Origin of the sequence: Niallia sp. FSL M8-0099 (assembly GCF_038006945.1) — a bacterium.
Lineage (GTDB): Bacteria > Bacillota > Bacilli > Bacillales > Cytobacillaceae > Niallia > Niallia circulans.
The window spans coordinates 701,928-727,459 of the sequence record NZ_JBBOWF010000002.1 but is presented as its reverse complement, the minus strand read 5'-3'; the positions used below and the strand labels follow the sequence as shown (position 1 = coordinate 727,459).

Here is a 25,532-nt window from a genome sequence, read left to right as displayed (position 1 = left end):
GTTCAGTAAATAATACTTTGTCTATTTTAAGATTTTCTGCAGGTATTAGCAAGAAAGCCGCTTAGAGAAAAGATTTATTATCTATCATTCATATAATTTTTCTTTTCTCCAATTGGAATGGTTCTTGCCATCGAACAAATTTTGCTTAATATCCTGTTTATTATCTTTTTTCTGGCGAAAAATATACCTGCTAGAAATAAATAAACTCCATCGGTATTTATTATTTTTGAAAGAGTAAGACAGATAAGTAGTATATTGTTAAACTATTTAAATAAAATACTTAAATGAATAAGAAGGAGAGTCCTATGGTAAAAACAATTGTCGATAAATTAAATTTAAAAAAATACAAAAAAATGGCGATTCTAAATCAACCAAATGAATCGAATTACTTTGGAGAATTGGAAGCATATGATACAGAGCTTCAAGATAAATATGATGCTATATTCGCCTTTGTACTAGACATGGCTGCAATGCGAGAAACGATTGATAAGATTATACGAACAGATTCGCTGAACAAGAAGGGATACATCTTTTTAGCATATCCAAAGAAAGGAAATAAAGTCTATCCCACTTATATTCATCGGGATGAATTGTTTAAGGGGCTAGATACGGATTCAGATGGATATGTGGGAACGAGTACAATAAAATTTGCACGAATGGTTGGATTGGATGAAGTATTTACCGTGATAGGTTTAAAAGAAGAGGAAAAAAGGACAGCAAAGGATGCTTCCTCCAAAGCGAGTCAGCGTGTCAATGATTATATAGAAAAAATTCAAGCTGTCGAAGATGATTTAATAAATACACCCGAGCTATTAGCCTTTTACCAATCTCTCACACCAGGTTATCAAAAGGAATGGGCAAGATATGTCTATAGTGCAAAACAAGAAGCAACGAGAGAAAAAAGAAAAGCAGAAATGAAGATGATCCTTCAATCTGGTTATAAAAGCAGAGATACCTATCGAAAAGAGCAGGGATAGCATTTTTTTATTATCAGTTTGACTAAATAAAAAGGCGTGTTTCTTTTGGGAAAGCGCCTTTTTAAAACTCTCTCTTCAAAAAGTGTAGCATGACTTTCAAAGGAAATTCATAGATTAATATATATCTTTTTTGAAGGAGAGGACTATATGCCTTTTGCTAGACTAGCTGATCGCTTTTGGGACGGCATAACTTTGACCAATGTCAATCATAAAGGAATTATATATCCTTATTTTGCTTTTATGATTACTGCATTTCTTTTTGAATTATTTCTTATAGTGTTAATAGGAGTATCTATTTATTACTTTTATCAATGGAAGTATTATCCTGATGTACTCTTTTATATTGGATGCTGCATCCTCTTATTGCTGCTTATCTTGACAACCATATCGATAAAATCTATCTATCTAAAGATTAAATAGGAGGCAGTAGCAATTAAATAACTTCCTGCCTTTTACGTAAATAATAATATAAAATGATACAGCAAATGGAGCAAAGCAACGATAATAATGCGATAAATCCATAGCCTGCCTGTTGTCCAATGACACCATTGCTTGTATAAAACAAACGATTTATCCCATCAATTATGACTCCAATTAGCAGGTTCCCGAACACACTGGCAATTCCCATTAGAGTAACAGTAAAGGTTATGGCTGTACCCGTTCCTTTCGGATACCTTTTGGCAAGCAATGCCATTACAGTCGGGTAAATGGGGGCAATTCCTATTCCGGCGATAGCGAAAAGAATCGCACCTTTTTCGCCGATGATAATGGCAGCAAAACTGCAAATGCCGGAAAAGGCAGCAAAGATCATGATGGAGAGTGTATAGCCGATTTTATCTGTTAGTGGGCCAAGAATTAGCCGTGAAAGCATAAAGAAGAGAAAAAACATAGATAACATACCAGAAGCTGTTTCCACATTCCATGAATACGCTTTAATTAAAAAGTTTACTAACCAGCCTCCGACAGCCAATTCAGATACCACCCCGAAGGAAAGTATCATGACGATAAGCCATGCAACTGGATCGCGAAGTAAAAATCGATATGACACTGAATCGTCATCACTAGTTTCCTCTTCTGGAAATTTGCCGAAGATAGAAGGGATGATAGGGAGAATGGCTAAAAGCAGCACAATGAAGTACATTCCTCGCCAGCTTAATTCTTCGCCTGCGATTGTCCATTTCATCATCCAAGAGGCAATAATAGGTGCAACCATTGAGCTTAGTCCATAGAAAAAATGAGCGAGATTCATCATAAATCCCGTATTCTTTGTGAAAATTCGTGCTGCCATTATCCCCAGTCCGATTTCAAGCATCCCATTTCCAATATATAAAAGGAAATAGGAGGAAGAAAGGGTGAAATATTTTTCGGAGAAATAAAGACAAATACCTGAAAGAGCCATTGCGGCGAAAGCAACAATTCCAGTCCATTTGATGCCAATTTTATTGGCTAAAGCGGCAGTAAAGGTACAAGCAATTAAATAGCCAAGTGAATTGATAGCAAGCAAAAATCCTATTTGTGACTCACTTAAAAGAAAATCTGCTTGAATGATAGGGATAGCGGGTCCTTTAACGTTCTCTGATAATCCGAAAATGAGGAACCCGCCAAAAATAATAGCAAGTAAAACAGAATAATTAATTTTAGAATGTTTCTTACTAAAAGCGTTCAAGCGATTCATAGGTATCCTTCCTTTATCTTCAAAAATGTAACTAATGAGTTATGAAGACTATTATTTATGATAGCGTGATTGGCGAGATGGAAGATTGCTATCTTTGTTTGAATGATTATGGGTGTCCACATGATTACTTTTTTTGCGAAGGATTTTTTTAATCCCTTTAAACAATAGAGTAATAACTAGATAGATCCCAAAGAAAAGAAGAAACCCGTTAATCCCGGCCACAGCATCTGCGAACTCCATATTTCCCCGTCCTGTAATTCCTTGCTGGATTTCAATGGCAAATACTAATACGAGAATAAGTGTAAATGTATAAATAAAAGAAATACTCTTGATACTCCAAGCGGCTAACCGTTTAAAAATAAATTGAACAATAAAGAATGAAATAATTCCGATAAGGCCAATAATCCATAAATGCAAATCTTTGTCAGTGGCTTGCCAACCAAGAATAGCAGCAGCATCCATAATAATATCATGAAGAATATTAACAATTTCCGCGATAATTTTAAAAAAATCTACCATTGTGTCCCTCCCTTTTAATGTTTCCTTTCATTAGATTATACTGGAGGATGGAAAATAATAAAACAAGGAATCAATTATTCTATCAATAGCAACTGCGCTTCAAGTTAAAAAATGGTAAGATAGAAGATAAGATGTTCATTAAGACGAACGTATATAGAAATATTATACTTTGAAGGGGCAATGTCTATGCTGCTTTGGAATCGTAATAGGCAAATGAAAAAATGGGGACAAATTACATTAGTAACGATCTCTATATTATTTACTACTTATCAATTTGTTATAAAGCACGAACCATTTCTCGATATTGACTTTTTTCTGTTTACGATCTTAGCGTGGATTGTTGGCTGGAGGTATGATCTGTCCAAATATTATGAGAAGAAAGCCAAGGATAGTGAAAAAAGCTATCGACTTCTAATGGATTCATTACCTGAATCCATATTTATTCAATCCTTAAGAGAAAACAAGTTAGTCTATGTCAATCATGCTGCTGTTAGAATGATGGGAGCATCTAGCGGCCAAGACTTAATTGATCGATCATTTGGAGAGTTTGTCGCAGCAGACTATATGGAACGGTGGAAAATGCGGCTGAATATTGCCTTAGAGAAAAAGAAACCGCTCTCTCCTATTGAATATAAAATGAAACGTGTTGCTGGAAATGATTTTTTCTATGAGGCCTCCTGTTTAGCGATAAAGTTAAATGGTGAAGATGTGATATTATCGATTGGAAAAGATATAACAGCTAGTAAAGAGCAAACGATGCATTTGCTCCAGAAGTCAGAAAAATTAGCGATTTTGGGAGAGATGTCTGCAGGAATTGCCCATGAAATTAGAAATCCATTAACCTCGATTAAAGGCTTTATTCAGCTAGCGAAGGCAGAAAATCCCCAAAATAAATATTTTGAAATCGTATTGTCAGAGATAGAAAGAATTAATGGGATTGTCGGCGAGTTGCTTTTTCTCGCTAAACCTACGGCGGATGTTTTTTTAGTTAAAGATATTCGTAATATTATTAAAGACGTTGTTACATTAATACATACTCAATTAAGCTTACATAATATTCAGATCAAAGAAGTATACGAATGGGACATTCCAATGATTTTATGTGAGGAAAAACGCCTAAAACAAGTATTTATAAACTTACTACAAAATGCTATAGAAGCTATGCCACAGGGTGGATATATTTCTATTAAGGGTACGTCTCTCCAGGATGGTAATATTTCGATAGAAATTATGGATCAGGGAGTAGGTATTCCGGACGAGAGATTAGGAACATTAGGTGAACCATTTTTTACAACGAAGGAAAAAGGGACTGGTCTTGGTTTAATGACCTGTTTCAAAATCATTGAAAGTCATAATGGCAGTTTGAGCTTCCAAAGCGAATTAAACAAAGGAACAAAGGCAATCATCGTCTTTCCGGCAGCTACACAAGATACATTACTTGGTACAGTTTCTCAAGGATAATAAAAGCAGATGTAAACCTCCGCAAAATTAGTGGGGGTTTATTTAGATAAAGGAAGTAAGTTTGACTGAAAAGGGAAAACTGTAGATGTTAAAGATTCCAGTCGAGTTTTTTTCTAACGCTCCATGTTATAATGACTTCAAAATAGCAAAAGGATGGTGGATGTAGTGATTAATAACTTTGATGAAGTGGTAAATCGACGAAATACTTATTCGATTAAATGGGACGGTGGAAAAATTATTAAGGAGATGGGACTTACAGAGCGATATGATGAAGAGACAATCCCCTTATTTACAGCAGATATGGATTTGCCTGTACCACAAGCATTAGTAGATGCATTACATAAAACGGTTGATAATCGCATATATGGCTATTCTATTTTTCCTGATGAGTACTATGAAGCAATTCAGCATTGGTTTAAAAAAAGACATAATTGGGAGATAGATAGAGAATCTATTGTCTATAGTCCAGGAACAGTTCATGCAATTAATATGGCAGTGCGTGCTTTTACAGAAGCTGGCGATGGTGTAATTATTCAACGCCCAGTTTATCCGCCGTTTACTTCGGCAATTGAAGGAAATGGCAGAGTGGTTCGGAATAATGCGTTACTTCAAGACGAAGAAGGGTATTATACCATCGATTTTGCTGATTTTGAAGAGAAAGCAAAGGAAGAATCAACGAAGCTGTTTATTCTTTGTAACCCCCATAATCCAACTGGTCGCATTTTTACAGTAGAAGAACTAAGTCGTTTAAATGAGATTTGTGTAAAACATAATGTGTTAATTATTGCAGATGAAATTCATGGTGATTTAATTAGACGTACACAGAAATTTACTCCAATTGCGATGGTTGCAGATAATCAGGATCATTTGATTACATGTACGGCAATTAATAAAACTTTTAATGTGGCAGGACTTCACTGCACTAATTTAATCATTCCAAATGTGAAGCTGCGCAATGCGTTTAATAAGGAAATGGGTCACCAATTGGCATCTCCTTTTACAATTTCTGCGCTTATTGCGGTTTATAAGGAAGGAGAAGAATGGCTGGAGGAATTGAAGGAATATATTGACGGAACCATGGAATGGGTAAAAGCCTACATCGATGAACATATGCCAAAAGTGAAAGTGACAATACCAGAAGGAACCTATATCATGTGGATGGACTTCAGCGGATATGGAATAACACCAGAAGAAGTACATGAGCGTATTTATCATAGAGCCAATGTTTTACTAGAAGATGGCAGTATGTTTGGAGAAGAAGGAATTAATCATCAACGAATTTGTATTCCTTCCCCAAGACCGATTATAAAAGAAGCTATAGAAAGAATTGCAAGAGAGTTCGCTGATTTAATATAAAGATCCGTTTTGACTAAAGAATCTAATGAAGAAAAGATATATTTCAACTGCAGGGAAGAGCAACTACTTTAACCTTAAGTGAAAAAATGTTTCTTTTCTAATCAGATTCTTTTTTGTTTGGACTATATTGTAAAGTTTTGTTAGGCATAGGAAAGGGTAAGAAATAATCGGTTAGTATTATTTCTTTTGATTTTTAACAAAAGAACCTAGTATTTTGATAATGATTCATTATTATTAATCATTTATTAATGTTACTGCTGTATAGAATTTAAAAAAGTGCCAATGATGATATTAGATATTTAACTTGAATAGGTTAGTAGTCATTGTAAGATGTGGCAATACAAATTTTTGGAGTAAAACAGGGCTTTCAGTTGAATCAGAAATATAGAATTTTTATGATAGGCTCATAATTAAATTCCATATTTTTTAATTTGTGGTTACAGAAAGGGTTAGGAAAATGAAGAATATATTGATTAGATCAGGGATGTCACCACTTGATATTTTTGATGCATCATTCATACTAAACAACAATTCGATTGGAGGAAATGTTGGAAACCTAATTTACCAATATAGTGTTTACCGTACATTAATGACGGAGGATACAAACATTACGCCAGATTACTATGATTATGATCCATCAAGAGCAGATGAAATCAATGAAGAGTATGATTGTTATGTCATTCCCTTGGCAGATGCATTTCGAAAGGAATTTGTACCGACTTTACGAAAATACACAGAGTTAATCAAAAGATTAAAGATTCCAGTCTATGTCATTGGAGTAGGACTGCGTGCTCCTTTTGAGCCAAAATTAAATGAAGGTTTTCCATTCGATGAGGATGTAAGAGCATTCATTAAGGCTGTTTTAGAAAAGTCAACAATCATTGGGTTACGTGGTGAAATTACATCAAAATATTTAACTGGATTAGGGTTTAAAGAAGGAGTAGACCATACAGTTATTGGCTGTCCTTCCATGTATACCTTTGGTCGAGAATTGAACATTCGAGAAACAACTATAACGAAAGAGTCAATGGTCTGTGTGAATTCCTCTCGAATCTCTCCAAAAAATGTCCTTGATTTCATTACAAGAGGGATGGAAGAGTTTCCGAATTATTATTTTATTCCACAGTGGCTTAAAGAATTAAAATTAGTGTATTTAGGTGCGCCTGCAATAGCAAAAGACAGCACAAACTATCCGGTGAAAATTTCTGATCAAGCCTATAAGAATAATAGAGTTCGTTTCCCTCTGAATGCTCCAACTTGGTTTGATTTTATAAGCCAAGCAGATTTGAGCTTCGGAGCAAGATTACATGGAAACATAACAGCAACAATCTCTGGAACACCGAGCATTATTATTCCAAAAGATGCTCGGATGAGAGAATTGGCAGAATACCATCAACTTACATATGTAATGGCAAAGGAAATTAATGAGAAAACAAGATTATCGGATTTGATTGAGCAGGTAGACTTCCAACAGCCTGCAAAGCGACAAGGTGAAAATTTCGATCATTATATTGATTTCTTAAATAAAAATAAAATAGATCATATTTATAAAGACACAAATCATCCTGAACGAATACCATTAGAAGAAAGATTGGCGGATGTACAATTAAAGCCAATAGAAGTGCCAATAAGTGTATGCAGTATAGAAGAAGCAGTTGCAAGATGGCATAATTTCCATTCAGAAGAAGCTCCACAAATCGTGGAGTTGAAAAAGAAAATTAAAAAGCTAGAAGGGCAATTAAATCGAAAATCTGTCAAACTAGTCTTAAAAGCTGCAAACGTATTTAATTAATGGAGAATGAAAGGAAGCATGCACTTTTCTCTTATAAAAAAGGGGCAAGGAATAAGGATAATCTTCCCTGAATCGCTTGCTTATATAAAAATGTAAAAAAGCACCAAGCTCCATAAAGGTGCTTTTTATCATTCTAGCAGCAGTGGATTATGTATAAGTATTAGGTTTAAAAGCTATTCATCCTGTCAAAAATATGAAAAAAGCTGATTTCATGAAGACTAAGGTTAAATCAAGAAAAAGTGTTGAAAAAAACATGATAGGGAAGAAGCATGATGAAAAAAATATTAATAAGAGCAGGTATGTCACCTTTAGAACCTTTTGATGCAGCAAAAATGATAATGGACAATACATTTGGTGGGAATATCGGAAATCTAATCTATCAATACAGTGTATTTCGGACATTGATGACTAAAGATACAATTATTACACCAGATTATTATACATATGGCCCAGATAGAGCAGATGAAATAAACGAGAATTATGATTGCTATATCATCCCCTTAGCAGATGCCTTTCGAAATGAATTTATTCCATCTTTACGAAGATATACGAAGCTGATTAATAAATTGAAAATTCCCGTTGTCGTCATTGGCGTTGGCTTAAGGGCTCCCTTTGAACCAAAGTTAAACGAAGGATTTCCCTTTGATAAAGATGTAAAGAATTTTGTTAAGGCCGTATTAAAAAAATCTTCTATTATTGGAGTTCGAGGAGAAATTACGGCAAAATATTTAACTCGTTTAGGATTTCGTGAAGGAATAGATCATGTAGTAATTGGCTGTCCATCGATGTATACGTTTGGTAGAGAATTATCTATACGGAATACGCGCGTAACGAAGGAGTCAAAAATCTGCGTTAACTCCTCCCGTCGTTCCCAAAAGAAAGTATTAGACTTCATCGCTAGAGGTATGGCCGAATATCCGAATCACTATTTTATTCCTCAATGGTTAAAAGAATTGAAATTAACGTATTTAGGAGCACCCTCCATTGCAGAAATAAGCAAAAAATATCCAATAAAAATGTCAGACCCTGTATATATGAATAATAGAGTTCGATTCTTTTTAAATGTACCCACATGGTTAGAGTTTATGAAAGATGCTGATTTAAGCTTTGGTGCCCGTCTCCATGGAAATATTGCAGCTACCATTGCGGGCACACCTAGTTTAATTATTCCGAAGGATGCCCGAATGAGAGAATTAGCAGAATACCATCAATTAACCAATCTAATGGCAAATAAAATAACGGGTAAGACTAGTTTATTAGAAATAATAGAGAAAAGCGATTTTCAGTCTCCTGTTAAAGTACAAGGTAGGAATTTTGACCACTTTATTGATTTTCTTAATAAGAATCAATTAGAGCATATATATATAAACACAGTAACACCCTCCACTGTACCGTTAGATCAGAAGCTAGCAGATATTCAGCTCCAACCACCAGTGAAACCAGTAAGCGGATGTAGCTTAGAGGAAATGGTGGAACGATGGGAGAGATACTATCCATTAGAAAATAGTCAAAAAAATGGAAGCAAAGTTTTAATGACGAAAGAAAATTTAGTAGCAATGGTTATGGAAAGGATTTTCAAGAAAAAGGAGCAGGTATTTAAGCGATTATCCAAGGTAGGCAGTAAGTAATTAAAATCTCAAGAGAAGAAGGATATAACTATTAGAAAGTGTTTTCTCTTCCCTTTCTAATAGTTATATTTTGTTACGGAATCCTTTAAAAAGATTTTTTATAAAAGATGACGTATTCTTTACCAATAGCCTAAGGATAATATATAATAGAGAGGAAGGAAGTCCCTTTTTAGTGGACTTGCTATTATTTTTTACTAAATTGAAAGGATGATTTTTATTGTTATTCAACAGGCAGTACAAACCGAACTAATTAAAAAGTATTGGGAAATGTATGAAAGTAAGAAAGAGAGGACATATATTGTAAAGCCCTCGATGCCAATTATGTATTTTGGTAATAGTAAGAAATATTTTGAATCCCCTATCCGCATCATTACTGTAGGTCTAAATCCGTCTAGACGTGATTTCCCTGACCCTGACCCTTTCCAAAGGTTTCAATCGATGAAACGAGACCATCACTATCAATTCAATCAACAGTACATTACTGCACTTGACCAGTATTTTGAAAAAGACCCATATAAAGCATGGTATGAGCCTTCTTTTGAACCGTTATTGAATGGAATGAATGCAAGCTTTTATGGTAACAAAGAAAATACGGCATTGCATACAGATATTTGCTCACCGCTTGCAACTAATCCTACCTGGGATAGTTTAAGCAAAGAAGCAAAGAAAGACCTTCAAGCAGAAGGCGTGAAATTATGGCATGATCTTATTGAATACTTACAGCCTGATGTAATCCTAATTTCAGTTGCAGGAGAACATCTCTCAAAAATTCAGTTGGAAACAGAAAGTGATTGGGAGACTGTTTATACGATTCCTAATTCCCGTTATTTAATTAATAGCAAGAAAGTAAGGTTAGCGACGAAAACAGCTGATGTTTACTATGGCAGATCGGCAGAAATTCCATTTGGGCAAGTTTCACCGGAGAATAAGGTGAAGATTGGTGAATATATTAAGGCGATTACGGAGAAAAAAGATCAGCCAATTGATTTTAAAGCCTTTCATCATGCCATTTTAGAATCCGAACAGCGAGATGATGAACTTTTTGGCTGGAACCAAGAAGCAAACTAAAAAAAGGGAATCAGGCTATTGTTTGTCTGATTCCCTTTTTTATTTGACTGATAAGCGGTGATGCACCTTTACAATGCCTCGCTAATGATTTTCTTATAATAAATAACGGAGAGAATTCCAAAGATGGAATACAGCAATGCATATAGCCCCATTACAATGAACATTGGTGCCCATAATTCCGATCCAAAGAAGAACCAGCCAGATTTGACAGCGAAATAACTATGAAGCAGGCCAATAAGTAACGGAATCCCAAAGTTAAATAGTTGTTTTGATTTAATGCCGTTTATTAAATCATTCTGTGTATAGCCTAGCTTACGAAGAATGGTATAGTTATACTTTTCTTCTTCTCCTTCATCCATCTGTTTAAAGTAAAGAATACACCCTGATGTGATAAGGAAAGTGAGCCCAAGAAAACCGACAATAAACATCGCTAATCCCATAAATTCTTTTTGAGACTGGCTTGTCTCATAACGTGATAAAGTTTCCTGACTTTCAAAAGTTAGTTTTTGATAAATTTTATCAGCTTCTACAATTTCTTGATTCTTATTAATATTGATCCCAATATAAAGTGAAGAAGGAGACTGAAGGCTTTTATCCATATTCTTTTGTACTAAATCAAAGACAGAAGAGTCGACGATTACGGTCATTAGTCCGCCGTTAGAAAAGTTATAAGGAAGAATGTTCATTTCCTTCATTCCTAAATAATTTAATGGGACGGACTGACCGTTTAACTCCATGGTAATTGAGCCCGTAGATTTTAATTTGATAAACTTTTCTAAGGTAGAACTATATCCATCAAAAAGTACTTCCTCTTTAGATAGATGAACACCTTCTACATAGTCTTCACTAATAACAGGCATCTGCATCTCGCTGGTATCTTGTGTGAATCCATCTGGAATATTATCGAGGACTCCCTTTATATCAAAGATGGTCTGAATAACAGGAATTTTTTCTTCCTTATAAGCAATTTTTTGTTCTTCCAGTCGGCTTGTAAAAGCTTCTGCATCTTGGACATTGTCAAAAGCGAAATCGGCTGGAACATTTTGTTTTGCATTTTTTTCTGCAGAGTAGTAAGATATATAGCTTAAACAAAGAAAGCCTAATGCGAGCGCAGAAACGGTTGTTATAATTGTTAATAAAATAGCATTTGATTTCATCCGAAACATAATACTAGACAGGGAAAGTACTTGATTAATATTAATGTAGCCATTTTTCCCTTTACGAATAAGGTTAAACAAAAAGCTGACAGATCCTTTATAAAAGAGATATGTCCCGATTATGACTAGAGCGAGAATAGAAATCATAGCGAAAAACAATTCATTCATGGATTGAAAGTCGCCATTAAAAAGCTGGGACGAGATGTAGTAGCCGCTTATGATAAAAATAATTCCTGTAACACCGATAATCATTTCCCATACAGACATGTTCTTAACTCGTGCTTCTGTTGAAGACGCAACACGGAATAAGGAAAGAATCGTTTGGCGCTTAATGAAAATATAGTTCATTAACATAATGAGAACATATATGGCGCAAAAAACAATGACTGTTTGGACGAGAGCCTCTGGCGAAAAGTGAAGTTTCGCAATAGCTTGGACCCCGGTTACTTTGAATAGAATCATGATGGTTATCTTAGAAAAAGAAACGCCAATAAAAATACCGATTACAATAGATAGAAAATATAAAATAAAATTTTCCAGTGTTAACAAACGGAAAATTTTGCTTTTGGTCATCCCAATCAATTGGAAAAGTCCAATTTCTTTTCCGCGGCGCTTGATAAAAATCGTATTGGCATAGAGTAGAAAAATCGCAACAATTGCTATTAAAAGAACAGAGGCCGCTTTAATAGCAGCGCCGCCTTTGACTGAATTTTCTACCACGTCCATCGATGGGTCATATTGTAAGGTTACAAAGGAAAAATAAAGGGACACGCTGAATACTAAGGCAAAAATATAAAGATAATAGTATTTTATATTTTTTTTGAGATTACGAATTACAAGATTACTTAAGGTCATTTTGCACACCACCCAAAATTCCCTGTGTTTTGATAATATCTTGGAAAAAGCGCTGTCTATCCTGGTCTCCTTTATAAAGCTGTGTATAAATTTGCCCATCTTTAATAAAAACAACTCGATTACAATAGCTTGCAGCGACTGGGTCATGGGTTACCATAAGGATGGTTGCGCTTCTTGTTTGGTTTAGATGACTCAATTTATTTAATAAATCAGAGGCAGACTTAGAATCAAGAGCCCCGGTTGGTTCATCTGCAAATATAATACTTGGTTCATGAATGAAAGCTCTGGCTGCAGATGTTCTTTGCTTTTGACCACCTGATATTTCATTTGGATACTTATCTTTTATTTCGTAAATACCTAATTCTTTCGCTAAAGTATCAAAACGCTGATGCGCCTCTTTTTTTGGTGTTTTTGTAATCGATAATGGTAAAAGAATATTTTCTTTAACGGTTAAAGTATCGAGTAAATTATAATCTTGAAAGATAAATCCTAAGTGATTTTTTCGGAATTCTGCTAACTGCTTTTCTTTAAGACGGGTAATTTCCTTCTCTACGATTCGAATAGTTCCTCCACTGGCTTGATCGATAGAAGAAAGTACGTTCAACAAGGTTGTTTTCCCTGAACCAGAGGCCCCCATAATACTGACAAATTCGCCTTTTTGGACGTTTAAATTTACGCCCTTCAGCACTTCTTGACGATTTGTTTTATTGCCATAACTTTTATGGACCTTTGAAGCAATTAAGATATCCATACTCCACACTCCTTTAAATGATAGATTAAGTATACAAAAAGAATTTCCTCCAATCCCTCGATTTGACGAACAAATAAAAGAAGCATGTGACATTATTGTCACGATGCCTCGAAGTCAGCATGTTTAGTTATGAATTTGATTAAATTCATTGTTCTTTGGAAAAGTAAGGATGAAGGTGGTACCTCTATTTAATTTGGAATGGACAGCAATATTGATTTTGAGTACATCTGCAATTTTCTTGGATAAATATAACCCCATTCCTGTAGCAAAATTATTTTGATGCTTGGAGGTGGAAGTAAAGCCTTTTTCAAAGATCCTTGGTAAGTCTTGCGGGCTTATTCCTATTCCATTATCGGTTATTTCTAAACAGCTATATCCGTCATTGCCATAGCTTCTTATGATAATATCTGATTCATTACTATATTTAACGGCATTACTCAATAGCTGCCTAATAATAAACGAAAGCCATTTTCCATCTGTTAATATCATCTTTTTCTGCAGTTCAATATCAAAACCGATTCCTTTTTGGATGCACCATGACTGTAATGTTTTTATTTCTTCGAAAAGAACCACTTCGAGATCAACATTTTCTATGTAGAGATCATTTTGAATAAATGAAAAACGTTTTTGGTACAGCTGTTGGTCTAAGAGATGGTGAATTCTTAACCATTCAAATGTCAAGGATGTCTTCATTTTCTGATTTTCAATAGCATCTATTAGTAAACGTAATGCTGTTAATGGCGTTTTTACTTCATGAATCCAAGAAAGCAGTTCATCCTTCTCTAGTTCAAGCTGCTGAAGATTTTGATATCTTTCTGTCTTTAACATGCTAGTTTGGGTTGTAAAGCTATCCGCGATTATTTTTTCAAAAGGTGTTTTTGCTGGCGCTAAGGATGTTAGGTCTAAATCATCTTCTCGAGCAGAAAGGCTTTTATAAAACTTAGTCTCTTTTTGATAGCGGATAAAGCAGAAAATCAGAAACAATAAGATGCTAATAAAGCTAACATATATCATTGAATAAAAAGAAATTGTCTCATCAATAATGGCCATAAATAATTGAAACAGCTGTAAAAAAAGAATAAAGAGAATCCAGCTTCTTTTTTCTATTAGAAATTGTCTGATCATAATGCATCCTCTTCAATAGCCATGTAGCCTTGTCCAACTTTTGTTTCTATATTGCTTCCGAGAGAAAGTTCATCTAGTTTTTTTCGCAAACGATTTACGTTTACTGTTAGCGTGTTGTCACTAACAAAGCGTTTATCGTTCCATAGTTCATTGATAAGATCATCTCTTGATACGATTTTATTTTTTTTGTCTAATAATATTTTTAAAATGAACATTTCATTTTTCGATAGCTCGATTTCCCCATTGACGGAGGTCACTGTATTTTTCTCAAAATCAATGGTGGCACCACACCAAGTTTTCAGAGAAGATTGCTCGATGTTGTAATTATAAACCCTCCGCAAGGTTGCCTGTATTTTTGCAATTAAGACTTCAAAGTGAAATGGCTTTTGTACAAAGTCATCGGCTCCTAGCTGCATCGACATCACCATGTCGGTTGGATGATCACGAGAAGATAGGAAAATAATTGGTACATTGGAGTGGCTTCTAATCATTCGACACCAATGAAACCCATCATATTTAGGAAGCTGAATATCGATAATAACTAAATCGGGTTTCTTTTCTGTAAACTCTTGCATCACTTTATTAAAATCATGAATCCCAATCGCATCGTAAGACCATTGCTCTAAACGTTCCTTTATTGCCCGGAACAAAGTTTGATCATCTTCAATTAAAAGTATTTTAAACAGGACAATCACCACATCATAATTAGGTTTTTATTCGCTTCTTTTTGTGAATAACAAGAAGCGGACTACGGTCATTATATCATTTTAATTCCTAACAATGGGGAATGTAGAAGCGAAAATTAAAAAATTGTTAATATATGGAAGATGTGTGCTTTATAGTAAAGTGATTTTGACAGATTGGAGTGCAGCATCAGTGATTAAACATGTTGAATCTTTAGAAGAGATTATTCCCATTGTGCCAATTATTAAAGAAGCGGCAATACCAGCAAATCTTTCGATAGCCATTAGTGTTAAAGAAAATTTATCGCTTCTTTTCCTGGAGAGATTATTAATTTACATATCAAATCAAATCAGCCCTTACAGCCTGGTGAATCGTTGAGAGAGACAATTCAGCCTAAAAAACTTAAAGCCGAATCGATGGGAAAAATTGCAGCTATCGGGAAAAACAAGCAGATTCCATTGAACATACAGCCATTTTATGGAAGAAGTTTTAAAGATGGCTAAAAAGATAAATGACTATTCTAATAAGCTAGAGAATTAGTCTTTTTTAGAGGTTATTATCCATTAACTATTCAATCGCTAAGCTGGAAACTTTCTCCTTTTAAAAAAATTTAGTTTTCATTTCCGAGAAAATCCGTTATAATCCATTATGTTGTCAAATAATCAATCGATATATACACTCGTATAATAGCAGGAATATGGCCTGCAAGTTTCTACCAGATGACCGTTAATCATCTGACTACGGGTAAGCGTATAAAATGGAGATATACTGATCTATACATAAATAGGGCAGTCTATTTTTGCTTTAAAAACACAGCCGCTTACTCATAGAGTAAGCAGCTGTGTTTTTTTGTATTATGTAAGGATAGTTCGAGCATTTATTGTTATTAGCTATCCTCCAAAAAAGGAGAGAGTCTAGTTAATGGAGTTATTGAAGAAGAAAATTGAAGAAGAAGGTATTGTGTTAAGTGATCATGTTTTAAAAGTAGATTCATTCATTAATCACCAAATGGACCCTCAGCTGATGAAGGAAATTGGCCTGGAATTTGCTAGATTGTTTAAAGATGCTGGGATTACAAGAATCTTAACAATAGAGTCATCTGGTATCGCACCAGCTATAATGGCAGGTCTAGCATTAGATGTTCCGGTTATTTTTGCAAGAAAAAGAAAATCCCTTACTTTAACAAGCGATTTATATACAGCAACAGTTTATTCATTTACAAAACAAGAGTCAAATGAAATTACAGTTTCCAAAAAGTATATGCATTCAGATGATCATGTTCTCGTAATTGATGACTTTTTAGCTAATGGACAGGCTGCTTTAGGCTTAGCAAATATTGTCGAGCAGGCTGGTGCAACTGTTAGTGGAATTGGGATATTAATCGAAAAGTCATTCCAGCAAGGGGCAGATGATTTAATTGCAAAAGGCTATCGAGTAGAATCTCTAGCAAGAATTGCCTCTTTAAAGGGTGGAAAAGTAACATTTGCCGAACAGCGAATACATGATGGCATTTATGCAGGGGGATATTAAAATGGAAAAAATGTCAGTAAAAACATGGTCTATAGGTCTGCAGCATGTACTAGCAATGTATGCTGGTGCTGTGCTAGTACCTTTAATAGTTGGTGGAGCATTAAAATTAACACCTGAACAATTAACCTATCTTATATCGATTGATCTATTAACATGTGGTGTTGCTACGTTGCTGCAGGTTTGGAAAAATAAATTTTTTGGAATTGGTCTTCCTGTTATGCTTGGCTGTACATTCACTGCAGTTGGTCCAATGATTGCGATTGGAAGTAAGCATGGAATAACGGCCATTTATGGTGCAATTATTGTTTCTGGTATTATTGTTGTTCTTATCTCTTCAATCTTTAGCAAGCTTGTGAAATTTTTTCCACCAGTCGTAACTGGTTCTGTTGTTACAATAATTGGTCTTACTTTAATTCCTGTAGCATTTAATGATATGGCAGGAGGGCAGGGAAGTGCAGACTTCGGTAATATTAAAAACGTCGTACTTGCTTTTGGTGTACTTGCTATCATTATATTGCTAAATAAATTTACAACTGGATTTATCAAGACAATTTCTATTCTGATTGGAATTATTATCGGAACGCTAATTGCTGCAATGATGGGAATGGTTGATTTTGCTAAAGTGGGTGAAGCTGATTGGATACATGGAATCACTCCATTTTATTTTGGAATGCCAACCTTTGATCTCACTTCCATTATCACGATGACTCTTGTTGCCATTGTGAGTTTAATTGAATCAACAGGTGTCTATTTAGCATTAGGAGATATAACTAATAAAAAGGTTTCAGAAAAAGATTTAGCAAACGGATATCGAGCAGAAGGGATAGCTTCTGTTATTGGCGGGATTTTCAATTCCTTCCCTTACACAGCTTATTCACAAAATGTTGGTTTAGTTCAATTAACAGGTGTAAAAACAAAGAATGTTATTTATGCAGCAGGAACAATTTTAGTTATTTTAGGCTTTATTCCTAAGATTGCAGCCATTACAACATTGATTCCAACAGCTGTACTTGGGGGCGCTTCGCTTGCAATGTTTGGTATGGTTGTGTCCTATGGTATTAAAATGCTAGGACAGGTGGATTTTAATCACCAAGGAAACTTACTCATTCTTGCTTGCTCGATTGGAATGGGGCTTGGTGTAACCGTTGTTCCAGATATCTTTATGAAATTTCCAGAAAGCATCCGCATCCTCTTCCAAAGCGGTATTGTTGCAGGTGGGCTAACTGCAATTATCTTAAATATTTTATTTAACATAATTCCCGGATCACGTGCCAAAACAGTACAAATGGAAGAAAAGACAGCAGCCTAAATTTGCGATGCTAAAAACAGATAACTAAGACTTTCCGCAGAAAACGGGAAGTCTTATTTTGTTTAAACAAAAAAGCAAAAGTAATCCAATAATAAGAATAAATCGAGAAATTACACTTTTTTATAAAAATTATTCCGATAAGTTTAATTGTATTTATTTGTTATATCAGAATATTTTTTGTTAATGGTTATAGGAATAGATAGAGTATTGATTGAAGTCGAAGTTAAAGAAATTTTATGGGTAATAAGAATAGTTTCTTATCCTATATATAAAAACGATTATCAAGTGGATGTTTTATAAGAATAATTTATTTTTATAACGAAGCATATTTGAAAATAAAAAAATGCAAAAAACATAGTTGACAATTTATTTATCTAGTTTTATAGTTGTTATCAAATCTTACAAAATTACATAAAACATTTTTCTTATCCAGAGAGACGGAGGGACAGGCCCGAAGAAGTCTCGGCAGCGGATTTAATTAAACACCGTGCCAATTCCTGCAAATGCTTGTGCATTTGAAAGATGAGAAAAAGTAGTTTCTTTGTCTTATAAAGGCCCTGCTTTTTCTTTCTGGAAAGAAGAAGCAGGGCCTTTTTGCATTCACTAATAGCCTGCTTCTTCTTGACAAGATACGTATGTTATTAACCTAGTATAGGAGTGGAAGGGCAAATGATTGAATTTCAAAAGGTAGCCAAAACCTTTAAGCTTGGCAGTCGCGAAGTAAACGCAGTAAAGGACGTTTCTATCTCCATTGCACAAGGAGAGATTTTTGGGATTATTGGTTTCAGTGGAGCTGGAAAAAGTACTTTATTACGACTTGTGAATTTATTAGAAACACCAACAAACGGAAATATCCAAGTACAAGGAGTAGATGTAGCTTCCCTATCACCAAAAGAGATTCGCAAGCTTCGCCGAAGAATCGGCATGATTTTTCAAAACTTTAATCTCTTTACATCTCGAACGGTAGCCGGAAACATAGCCTATCCATTAAAGCTAGCTGGTGTATCGAAAAAGGAAATAAAAGAAAGAGTGGCAGAGCTCTTGCACTTTGTCGGTTTATCCGATAAAGCAGACGACTATCCTGAACAATTGTCAGGAGGACAGAAGCAGCGGGTTGGGATTGCACGTGCTCTTGCTACTTCTCCGGATATATTGATTTGTGATGAAGCAACTTCTGCGCTTGATCCAGATACAACAGGCGAAATACTGCGTTTATTAAAAAAAGTAAATAAGGATTTAGGCATTACGATTTTATTAATTACACATGAGATGCATGTTATTCAAGAAATATGTGACCGAGTGGCTGTGATGGAAAATGGCGAAGTAATAGAGAATGGATCTGTCTTTGAAGTTTTCACAAATCCCCAACACTCGACTACACAACGCTTTATTCAGTCTGTACAGCAGGATCGTCCATCTGCTTCCTTATTGGCTGAATGGAGGAATAAGGGCGGCGACAAGTTATATAGAGTAATTTTTAAAGGGGAAATTGCAAGTGATCCAGTTCTTTCAAAGGTCACAAGAAAATTTAATGTCGATGTAAATATTGTTTATGGATCTGTTCGGGAATTGCAAGAGAAGTTTTATGGGAATCTTCTCGTATCCTTTGAAGGCAGCAAGGAAAATATTAAAGCGGTTCTGCATGAATTAGAAGCATTAGTAACAGTTGAGGAGGTGCTTGTTTAATGAAGGTTGATTGGAGTACTTTTTGGCCGCGCATTGTGGAATCTACCGGAGAAACCATATTAATGGTTATTACCACTCTTATTTTAGGATCTATTTTAGGCATTACGATTGGATTACTTCTCTTTGTGACAAGGAAGGGAAATATTTTGGAAAATAAACTAGTTTTCCGTTTGCTCAATATTCTAATAAATATTATCCGCCCTATTCCATTTATTATTTTCTTAGTAGCAATCAGCCCGTTAACAAGAGCAGTTGTGGGTACAACGATTGGGACTTGGGCAGCGATATTTCCAATGACTATTGCAGCCTCATTCGGAATTGCGAGAGTAGTAGAAAATAATTTAGTCAGTATTGACCCAGGAGTTATTGAAGCTGCTAAAGCGATGGGAGCAAGCCCTTTGCAAATCATTTTTACTGTACTAATTCCCGAAGCATTAGGACCACTGATTCTAGGATTAACCTTTGTAACGATCAGCTTAATTGATTTTTCTGCTATGGCTGGTACCGTTGGCGGAGGCGGACTGGGACATGTGGCGATGACATATGGCTACCAGCGTTTTGATGGCAGTGTTATGCTTGTTACCGTCATTATACTGATTATACTTGTACAAATTGCTCAATGGATTGGAAATACATTATCAAGAAAAATAATGAGACGTTAAGACAAAACTTTAACGATGGGATATTTACCGCTTTATAAAGTTAAAAAATAACAAAAATTACTAATTAAGGAGAATGAGAGATGAAAAAATATTTTGCTATTTTACTATTATTAACAACTATTTGGGCACTAGCTGCCTGCGGGTCAGATAGTGCATCAGGTAAAGATAAAACAGTGAAGGTGAAAATAGGGGTAACAGGATCCGATGGAGAAGTCTGGCCGACTTTGAAGAAAAAGGCGAAAGCAGAAGGAATTGAAATCGAGCTAGTCGAGTTTTCAGACTATACTTTGCCAAACCAAGCTTTAGAGAATGGAGATATTGATATTAACTCCTTCCAGCATATTGCTTTTCTAAGTCAGTTTAATGAAGAAAACAAAACGGATTTAACACCCATCGGAACAACAGTGATTGCTCCTATGGGAATCTATTCAGAAAAAGTGAAAGATGTAAGTGAAATAAAAGAGGGTGACAAAATTGCTATTCCAGACGATCCATCTAATCAAGCGCGCGCTTTAAAATTACTTGAATCTGCAGGGTTAATTACCTTAGCTGATGACTTTGGATTATTTGGAGATCCATCTAAGATTGTAAAAAACCCAAAGAAACTTGATATCTTGCCAATTGTAGCTCAACAAACACCAAGAGTCTTACCAGATGTTGCAGCATCTGTTATCAATAATGGTGTCGCTGGTCAAGCAGGCTTTGATCCTGTTAAAGATCCCATTTATCTAGAAGATGCAGAGGATAAAAACGTATTACCATATGTAAATATCTTTGCGGCTCGTACAGAGGATGCGAATAATGAAACCTATCAGAAAATTGTTGAACTTTATCATGAAGAAGAAGTTGTGAAAGCGGTAGAAGCAGATACAAATGGTGGTTCGATTGTAGTAAATATTGCAAAAGATGAGCTGGCAAAACAATTTAAAGGACTATAAGGGGGAGAGAAAATGAGTAATACGTTATCTGGTCTTGATTTAATTAATGAATCCATTCAAACAAATAAGGATCTTTATATTGAAACGAGTCAATTAATTCATGCAAATCCTGAGATTGGCAATCAAGAATTTTTTGCAAGTAAAAGGCATGTAGATATTCTAACAAACGCGGGATTTAAAGTGGAAATTGCTGTTGCTGGACATGAAACATCTTTTTATGCAGTAAAAGACAGTGGGATATCTGGTCCAACCATTGCCTTCCTTGCTGAATATGATGCCCTGCCTGGTCTAGGGCATGCTTGTGGTCACAATATTATTGGAACAACAAGTGTTGCAGCTGGTATTGCCTTATCTCAAGTACTGTCTAAAACTGGTGGGAAAGTAGTTGTTCTTGGCACACCTGCAGAAGAGGGAGGTCCAAATGGGAGTGCAAAAGGAAGCTTTGTGAAACATGGCTATTTAAAGGATGTGGATGTCGCTTTAATGATTCATCCCTCCGGCCAAACCTCGTTGACTAGTGAAACACTTGCTGTGGATCCCTTAGATTTTCATTTTTACGGAAAAGCAGCACATGCATCCGGATCACCTGAAAAAGGGATAAACGCACTTGATGCAGTTATACAATTGTTTGTCGGCATCAATGCGCTTAGACAACAGCTGCCTGATGATATCAGAATCCATGGGATTATAACAAACGGGGGAGATGCACCTAATATCATACCAGAATATGCATCAGCACGATTCTATATACGTGCCGAAACATGGAAAAAAACAGAAGAGGTTGCAGCAAAAGTTCGTGCGATCGCTGAAGGAGCTGCGCTTGCCACTGGTGCGACTGTTAAAGTGGAAAGATTTCAAAATGAAGTGAAGGATTTTGTATTAAACCCAATTTTAGATGGAATCTTAAAAGAAGAATTAGAGGCAGTTGGAGAAACAGTTGTAACGGAAAGATCTCGCGGAAAAGGATCAACAGACGCTGGAAATATTAGCTATGAAGTTCCAACTGCGCATCCTCATATTAAAATAGGACCAGACGACTTAATTGCCCATACGAACGAATTTCGAGAAGCCGCAAAATCACCAACTGGAGATGCCGCTCTTGTTAAAGGAGCACAAGTCATTGCAAAAACAGGCTATCGTTTGCTTTCAGATAGTGTGCTTTTAAATCGTGTGAATAAAGCATTTGAAGCAGCGAAAAAAGAAAAAGTAAACTCCATTTAAAATAGTTATTTTTGTCACTGGAAATTTCAAAAGAATAAAGAAATGGAAAAAGCAATTTTAGGAGATGGTTCCTGAAATTGCTTTTTATCGTTTTATTTACCTGGGTGAGTATTTATAATGATATGAATTAAATATATTTAGATAATATTTAGAAAGGTTGAAATTTTATTAATTTAACTTATTCTTCAATTAAAGGATGACATTAACCCAAATATAAGGTAATATCTAAAACTGTATATCGTTTTTAATGTATTAGCAATGTTTTCTGAAGTTATATTAACTATATTAAGATAGTTTTTATGAGAAGAGGAAGGTTGTTACTGCTTCATATTTAGGAGGAATTTTCTATGTCGATTTTAGTTGGGATATTAGGTATCATCGTGACGATAGCTATTGCCTTTTTACTATCAAATGATAAAAAAAGGATTAACTTCAGAGCTATTCTCGTATTATTTGTGCTTGAATTTATTGTAGCACTAATAATGTTTAAAACTACAGTAGGACTAAAAATAGTAGAAGCTACATCTAACGGTGTCTCTAAAGTCCTTAACTATGGGTATGAAGGGGTAAATTTTGTTACTGGGGGATTAGTACCAGAAGGCGAAAGTGTTTTTTTCATTAATGTTCTTATGATCATTATTTTTACTTCTACTTTATTATCTTTATTAACCCATATCAAAGTATTGCCACTAGCAATTAAATATATTGGTGGTGCATTGGCTAAGATTACTGGTTTATCAAAGATTGTAACATTTAACAGCATTAACTCTATCTTTTTTGGACAATCGGAAGCACTTCTTGCGATCAAAGGGCATTTAGATACGATAAACGCAAATAAATTATTTATTGTATGTACCTCTGCTATGGGATCTGTTTCTGCATCTATTATGGGGGCATACATGGAAATGATTCCTCCCCAATATGTATTAGCAGCTATGATTTTAAATGCATTATCTGCTTTAATTATTGCGACACTTATTGCACCAATTTCAAAAGATGAAGATGAGAAAATTAACATAAAAGATGTCTCCAATACGAATTCTGTTTTTGGAGCAATCTCAGCAGGAGCTTTAGATGGTGGTCGTGTTGCCTTAATTGTTGCCGCGATGTTAGTTGCTTATGTTGGTTTACTGGCTCTAATTGACGGTTTCTTTACAAGTATTTTCGGCATCGGTTTTACCGGTATATTGGGTTATATATTTGCTCCAATTGCTTGGATAATGGGGATACCTGGCAGTGAAATAGTAACGGCTGGTTCTGTAATGGGGACGAAATTAGCTGCAAACGAATTTGTAGCAATGCTGCAATTACAACCATTACTTGGAGATCTTTCAGACAAAACAGTAGGGATTGTGTCCACTTTCCTTGTATCTTTTGCAAATTTCTCTAGTATTGGAATTATTGCTGGATCGATTCAAGCAATTAATGCCAAAAAAGCAGATATCGTTGCAAAATTCGGACTGAAAATGTTATTAGCAGCCACACTTGCATCTGTATTAACCGCTACAATCGTAGGTTTATTTCTTTAATAAATGAAAAAGGGACTGTTGCTAGTCCCTTTTTTTATAAGCAATTTCTACTTTATTTTTTTATCTATTTCAGTTGTATCGACTTTACTGCCAAACCACTCTGTGAGTTTTAATCTTGCTTTTGATTTAATATCCTCATCAATATACATAGCAACTTGGAATAATGCAAGTCCTAGTGCCCCTAAATCATCTGTATAACCTATACCAACAAGAAAATCAGGGATTAAATCAAGAGGGAGGATAAAATAACCTAATGCTCCAATAATAGTTGCTTTGACTTTTTTAGGTACATTTGGTTTTTGTAAAGTGTAATACAACAAAAGCACCGCATAAACGACAGAGGAACCTGCCTTTTTTCCAAACTTGGCAATTTTGGACCAAAATTTTTCCTCGGAATAATGCTTTCCTGCATCAGCAAGTTCTTTTTCTAATTTTTCTTTTGATTCGGCCATTATGAAAGCTCCTTTCCTAATGGTTTTCGCGCCTATTCATATAATGATTATATGCTTTTGTGTAGTATAAGTAAAATATTTACTGTTTGCCTAGTCTATTTACCAACAAAAGTAAGGAAAATACGAAGCCATCCAAAAAAGGAAATCCATAAAGGGGTACTAATAAGCATACCGAAAAATAGTCCCTTCCCAAAATTTCCTGTTTCCGGTAAATAATAGTTTTGATCGCTTACAACGATTGATCGCTTGATTAGTATTTCTTCATTATTTTTTTGTCTCATTTTCTTTTTTCCCTTCATCTAAATCGTCGAAGGTGGATTCGGTAACTGGCTGGCAAGCGTAATGAATGTCATAACTTTTGCTATCATGTAGAAAAAATCAATCTTCGTTACCCCTAAGCCCCTATAGCTTTGCGTCATCACTTTTCAATGATTTTGCCCTTTCGTCGATTAGTCAGATTATTATAGTTTAAGATTAGTACTTGCTAGTTCGAAATACCAGTATCAAAAGGCCTATACCATCTTTATAAAGAAATTATATCAAATATTTTGTGGGAATTATAGGTTATTTATACTATATTAGACATCAGAACTTCTTTTTCCTCATACTTTCTCCTTTTGCTAATTGATTGTCCATTCATTATTTTTCCTATAATAATGGGCAAAAAATAAATAGGAAAACAATAATTATCCACAAAAGCCATTAATCAGTCATCCCATTTTTAAACAAACGTCAAGTGAAAAATATTTTTTAAGAAATAGAGAAGTTACCACGGTAAAAGAAGATAGTGGATTTCGACGTTCTTCTCCATTATTCAAGGAGTAATTTAATTGTTCTAGTTGTTTTAGTGATAAGACGTATGTCGGAAGGAGATTTAATCGATCAATATTGCCGTGTTTTAGGATAATTTCCCGGGAAACTTGTCGCTATTTCTGTATTTACTTTTTATCGGTGCATGTGGAAGTATTATGTCAACATTTGTTTATCCATTAAAAAGATTATTCTTTGGCTGAAGCTTTGACCTTTTTATTCTTTTAGCAGCTTTCCTTATCGGTGAATATGCCATTCATTTTGGGGTAGAGGTAGCAGCATAGTATATTGTTTCTTCTATGGCAAATGGCGCGAAGTGCAAATGGGTTTATTTATCCATTGTTATG

24 protein-coding genes and 3 riboswitches are annotated in these 25,532 nt (G+C 35.0%); of the genes, 16 read left to right on the top strand and 8 right to left on the bottom strand.

Annotated features, from left to right (window positions below; genetic code table 11):
* Positions 1-305: 305 nt before the first annotated feature.
* Both NSQ92_RS18325 and NSQ92_RS18320 read left to right on the top strand, forming a co-directional pair.
* Positions 306-977, top strand: coding sequence for a YdeI/OmpD-associated family protein (locus tag NSQ92_RS18325; protein ID WP_144544657.1), 672 nt, complete (start codon positions 306-308; stop codon positions 975-977).
* Between the two features lie 147 nt (positions 978-1,124).
* Positions 1,125-1,397: a hypothetical protein gene (locus NSQ92_RS18320; RefSeq protein WP_144544659.1), complete on the top strand. Its 273-nt coding sequence runs from the start codon at positions 1,125-1,127 to the stop codon at positions 1,395-1,397.
* Between the two features lie 13 nt (positions 1,398-1,410).
* Here NSQ92_RS18320 and NSQ92_RS18315 read toward each other — a convergent pair whose 3' ends face one another.
* Positions 1,411-2,652: an MFS transporter gene (locus tag NSQ92_RS18315; RefSeq protein ID WP_144544661.1), complete on the bottom strand. Its 1,242-nt coding sequence runs from the start codon at positions 2,650-2,652 to the stop codon at positions 1,411-1,413.
* A 51-nt stretch (positions 2,653-2,703) separates the two neighbouring features.
* The gene (locus NSQ92_RS18310) at positions 2,704-3,171 is read right to left on the bottom strand and encodes a hypothetical protein (RefSeq protein WP_144544663.1); all 468 of its coding nucleotides are present in this window, start codon (positions 3,169-3,171) and stop codon (positions 2,704-2,706) included.
* Positions 3,172-3,357: 186 nt separating this feature from the next.
* Here NSQ92_RS18310 and NSQ92_RS18305 point away from each other — a divergent pair, with 186 nt between their 5' ends.
* The 5 genes from NSQ92_RS18305 to NSQ92_RS18285 all read left to right on the top strand — a co-directional run bounded on the left by NSQ92_RS18305 (position 3,358) and on the right by NSQ92_RS18285 (position 10,476).
* Entirely contained in the window at positions 3,358-4,632 is a 1,275-nt protein-coding gene (locus NSQ92_RS18305; protein WP_144544665.1) for an ATP-binding protein, read from the top strand.
* 165 nt (positions 4,633-4,797) lie between these two features.
* On the top strand, positions 4,798-5,988 hold the full coding sequence (locus NSQ92_RS18300; protein ID WP_095258414.1) for a MalY/PatB family protein: 1,191 nt from the start codon (positions 4,798-4,800) through the stop codon (positions 5,986-5,988).
* Between the two features lie 457 nt (positions 5,989-6,445).
* Positions 6,446-7,780, top strand: a complete 1,335-nt coding sequence (locus NSQ92_RS18295) for a polysaccharide pyruvyl transferase family protein (RefSeq protein WP_341153044.1) — start codon at positions 6,446-6,448, stop codon at positions 7,778-7,780.
* A gap of 272 nt (positions 7,781-8,052) precedes the next feature.
* Complete coding sequence (locus tag NSQ92_RS18290; protein ID WP_047943624.1) at positions 8,053-9,408, top strand: polysaccharide pyruvyl transferase family protein; 1,356 nt, start codon at positions 8,053-8,055, stop codon at positions 9,406-9,408.
* Positions 9,409-9,615: 207 nt separating this feature from the next.
* Positions 9,616-10,476: a hypothetical protein gene (locus tag NSQ92_RS18285; RefSeq protein ID WP_047943625.1), complete on the top strand. Its 861-nt coding sequence runs from the start codon at positions 9,616-9,618 to the stop codon at positions 10,474-10,476.
* Positions 10,477-10,544: 68 nt separating this feature from the next.
* Here the strand turns inward: NSQ92_RS18285 and NSQ92_RS18280 are convergent, their stop codons facing one another.
* From NSQ92_RS18280 to NSQ92_RS18265, 4 genes are all read right to left on the bottom strand, one after another.
* On the bottom strand, positions 10,545-12,488 hold the full coding sequence (locus NSQ92_RS18280; protein ID WP_047943626.1) for an ABC transporter permease: 1,944 nt from the start codon (positions 12,486-12,488) through the stop codon (positions 10,545-10,547).
* Positions 12,475-13,239 (bottom strand): ABC transporter ATP-binding protein, encoded by a 765-nt coding sequence (locus NSQ92_RS18275; RefSeq protein WP_061798068.1) that lies wholly within the window; start codon positions 13,237-13,239, stop codon positions 12,475-12,477. Before NSQ92_RS18275 ends, NSQ92_RS18280 begins: the two co-directional genes overlap by 14 nt.
* Before the next feature lie 123 nt (positions 13,240-13,362).
* Positions 13,363-14,364 carry a sensor histidine kinase gene (locus NSQ92_RS18270; protein ID WP_047943628.1) on the bottom strand — a complete coding sequence of 334 codons (1,002 nt, stop codon included), beginning with the start codon at positions 14,362-14,364 and terminating at the stop codon, positions 13,363-13,365.
* On the bottom strand, positions 14,361-15,050 hold the full coding sequence (locus NSQ92_RS18265) for a response regulator transcription factor (RefSeq protein ID WP_172864993.1): 690 nt from the start codon (positions 15,048-15,050) through the stop codon (positions 14,361-14,363). Before NSQ92_RS18265 ends, NSQ92_RS18270 begins: the two co-directional genes overlap by 4 nt.
* 190 nt (positions 15,051-15,240) lie before the next feature.
* Between NSQ92_RS18265 and NSQ92_RS18260 the strand changes: the two genes are divergently transcribed.
* From NSQ92_RS18260 to NSQ92_RS18220, 9 genes are all read left to right on the top strand, one after another.
* On the top strand, positions 15,241-15,426 hold the full coding sequence (locus NSQ92_RS18260; RefSeq protein ID WP_141232341.1) for a hypothetical protein: 186 nt from the start codon (positions 15,241-15,243) through the stop codon (positions 15,424-15,426).
* Complete coding sequence (locus tag NSQ92_RS18255; protein WP_341153043.1) at positions 15,423-15,551, top strand: hypothetical protein; 129 nt, start codon at positions 15,423-15,425, stop codon at positions 15,549-15,551. Before NSQ92_RS18260 ends, NSQ92_RS18255 begins: the two co-directional genes overlap by 4 nt.
* Positions 15,552-15,707: 156 nt before the next feature.
* Positions 15,708-15,809: riboswitch (purine riboswitch) on the top strand.
* A gap of 160 nt (positions 15,810-15,969) precedes the next feature.
* On the top strand, positions 15,970-16,578 hold the full coding sequence (locus tag NSQ92_RS18250; protein ID WP_047943630.1) for a xanthine phosphoribosyltransferase: 609 nt from the start codon (positions 15,970-15,972) through the stop codon (positions 16,576-16,578).
* 1 nt (position 16,579) lies between these two features.
* Positions 16,580-17,887: a nucleobase:cation symporter-2 family protein gene (locus NSQ92_RS18245; protein ID WP_047943631.1), complete on the top strand. Its 1,308-nt coding sequence runs from the start codon at positions 16,580-16,582 to the stop codon at positions 17,885-17,887.
* Between the two features lie 422 nt (positions 17,888-18,309).
* A riboswitch (SAM riboswitch) is annotated at positions 18,310-18,416 on the top strand.
* 140 nt (positions 18,417-18,556) lie between these two features.
* Positions 18,557-19,573, top strand: coding sequence for a methionine ABC transporter ATP-binding protein (locus NSQ92_RS18240; RefSeq protein ID WP_144579415.1), 1,017 nt, complete (start codon positions 18,557-18,559; stop codon positions 19,571-19,573).
* Positions 19,573-20,235 carry a methionine ABC transporter permease gene (locus NSQ92_RS18235; RefSeq protein ID WP_047943633.1) on the top strand — a complete coding sequence of 221 codons (663 nt, stop codon included), beginning with the start codon at positions 19,573-19,575 and terminating at the stop codon, positions 20,233-20,235. Before NSQ92_RS18240 ends, NSQ92_RS18235 begins: the two co-directional genes overlap by 1 nt.
* Positions 20,236-20,315: 80 nt before the next feature.
* Positions 20,316-21,173 (top strand): MetQ/NlpA family ABC transporter substrate-binding protein, encoded by an 858-nt coding sequence (locus tag NSQ92_RS18230; protein ID WP_144544674.1) that lies wholly within the window; start codon positions 20,316-20,318, stop codon positions 21,171-21,173.
* 12 nt (positions 21,174-21,185) lie between these two features.
* Entirely contained in the window at positions 21,186-22,394 is a 1,209-nt protein-coding gene (locus NSQ92_RS18225; RefSeq protein ID WP_341153042.1) for a M20 family metallopeptidase, read from the top strand.
* A 347-nt stretch (positions 22,395-22,741) separates the two neighbouring features.
* Positions 22,742-23,923, top strand: a complete 1,182-nt coding sequence (locus NSQ92_RS18220) for a NupC/NupG family nucleoside CNT transporter (protein WP_095323038.1) — start codon at positions 22,742-22,744, stop codon at positions 23,921-23,923.
* A gap of 47 nt (positions 23,924-23,970) precedes the next feature.
* Here NSQ92_RS18220 and NSQ92_RS18215 read toward each other — a convergent pair whose 3' ends face one another.
* Both NSQ92_RS18215 and NSQ92_RS18210 read right to left on the bottom strand, forming a co-directional pair.
* Positions 23,971-24,375 (bottom strand): YkvA family protein, encoded by a 405-nt coding sequence (locus NSQ92_RS18215; RefSeq protein WP_047943637.1) that lies wholly within the window; start codon positions 24,373-24,375, stop codon positions 23,971-23,973.
* Between the two features lie 95 nt (positions 24,376-24,470).
* Positions 24,471-24,656 (bottom strand): hypothetical protein, encoded by a 186-nt coding sequence (locus NSQ92_RS18210; protein ID WP_095323037.1) that lies wholly within the window; start codon positions 24,654-24,656, stop codon positions 24,471-24,473.
* A 66-nt stretch (positions 24,657-24,722) separates the two neighbouring features.
* A riboswitch (cyclic di-GMP riboswitch) is annotated at positions 24,723-24,824 on the bottom strand.
* Between the last annotated feature and the right edge of the window lie 708 nt (positions 24,825-25,532).

What these genes read in the sequence shown, in the direction of transcription:
- NSQ92_RS18295 (WP_341153044.1), top strand. Translation starts at nt 6,446, where the DNA reads ATGAAGAATATATTGATTAGATCAGGGATGTCACCACTTGATATTTTT.
- NSQ92_RS18275 (WP_061798068.1), bottom strand. Translation starts at nt 13,239, where the DNA reads ATGGATATCTTAATTGCTTCAAAGGTCCATAAAAGTTATGGCAATAAA.
- NSQ92_RS18215 (WP_047943637.1), bottom strand. Translation starts at nt 24,375, where the DNA reads ATGGCCGAATCAAAAGAAAAATTAGAAAAAGAACTTGCTGATGCAGGA.
- NSQ92_RS18230 (WP_144544674.1), top strand. Translation starts at nt 20,316, where the DNA reads ATGAAAAAATATTTTGCTATTTTACTATTATTAACAACTATTTGGGCA.
- NSQ92_RS18235 (WP_047943633.1), top strand. Translation starts at nt 19,573, where the DNA reads ATGAAGGTTGATTGGAGTACTTTTTGGCCGCGCATTGTGGAATCTACC.
- NSQ92_RS18250 (WP_047943630.1), top strand. Translation starts at nt 15,970, where the DNA reads ATGGAGTTATTGAAGAAGAAAATTGAAGAAGAAGGTATTGTGTTAAGT.
- NSQ92_RS18210 (WP_095323037.1), bottom strand. Translation starts at nt 24,656, where the DNA reads ATGAGACAAAAAAATAATGAAGAAATACTAATCAAGCGATCAATCGTT.
- NSQ92_RS18245 (WP_047943631.1), top strand. Translation starts at nt 16,580, where the DNA reads ATGGAAAAAATGTCAGTAAAAACATGGTCTATAGGTCTGCAGCATGTA.
- NSQ92_RS18310 (WP_144544663.1), bottom strand. Translation starts at nt 3,171, where the DNA reads ATGGTAGATTTTTTTAAAATTATCGCGGAAATTGTTAATATTCTTCAT.
- NSQ92_RS18325 (WP_144544657.1), top strand. Translation starts at nt 306, where the DNA reads ATGGTAAAAACAATTGTCGATAAATTAAATTTAAAAAAATACAAAAAA.
- NSQ92_RS18320 (WP_144544659.1), top strand. Translation starts at nt 1,125, where the DNA reads ATGCCTTTTGCTAGACTAGCTGATCGCTTTTGGGACGGCATAACTTTG.
- NSQ92_RS18315 (WP_144544661.1), bottom strand. Translation starts at nt 2,652, where the DNA reads ATGAATCGCTTGAACGCTTTTAGTAAGAAACATTCTAAAATTAATTAT.
- NSQ92_RS18290 (WP_047943624.1), top strand. Translation starts at nt 8,053, where the DNA reads ATGAAAAAAATATTAATAAGAGCAGGTATGTCACCTTTAGAACCTTTT.
- NSQ92_RS18225 (WP_341153042.1), top strand. Translation starts at nt 21,186, where the DNA reads ATGAGTAATACGTTATCTGGTCTTGATTTAATTAATGAATCCATTCAA.
- NSQ92_RS18270 (WP_047943628.1), bottom strand. Translation starts at nt 14,364, where the DNA reads ATGATCAGACAATTTCTAATAGAAAAAAGAAGCTGGATTCTCTTTATT.
- NSQ92_RS18285 (WP_047943625.1), top strand. Translation starts at nt 9,616, where the DNA reads ATGATTTTTATTGTTATTCAACAGGCAGTACAAACCGAACTAATTAAA.
- NSQ92_RS18220 (WP_095323038.1), top strand. Translation starts at nt 22,742, where the DNA reads ATGTCGATTTTAGTTGGGATATTAGGTATCATCGTGACGATAGCTATT.
- NSQ92_RS18305 (WP_144544665.1), top strand. Translation starts at nt 3,358, where the DNA reads ATGCTGCTTTGGAATCGTAATAGGCAAATGAAAAAATGGGGACAAATT.
- NSQ92_RS18280 (WP_047943626.1), bottom strand. Translation starts at nt 12,488, where the DNA reads ATGACCTTAAGTAATCTTGTAATTCGTAATCTCAAAAAAAATATAAAA.
- NSQ92_RS18240 (WP_144579415.1), top strand. Translation starts at nt 18,557, where the DNA reads ATGATTGAATTTCAAAAGGTAGCCAAAACCTTTAAGCTTGGCAGTCGC.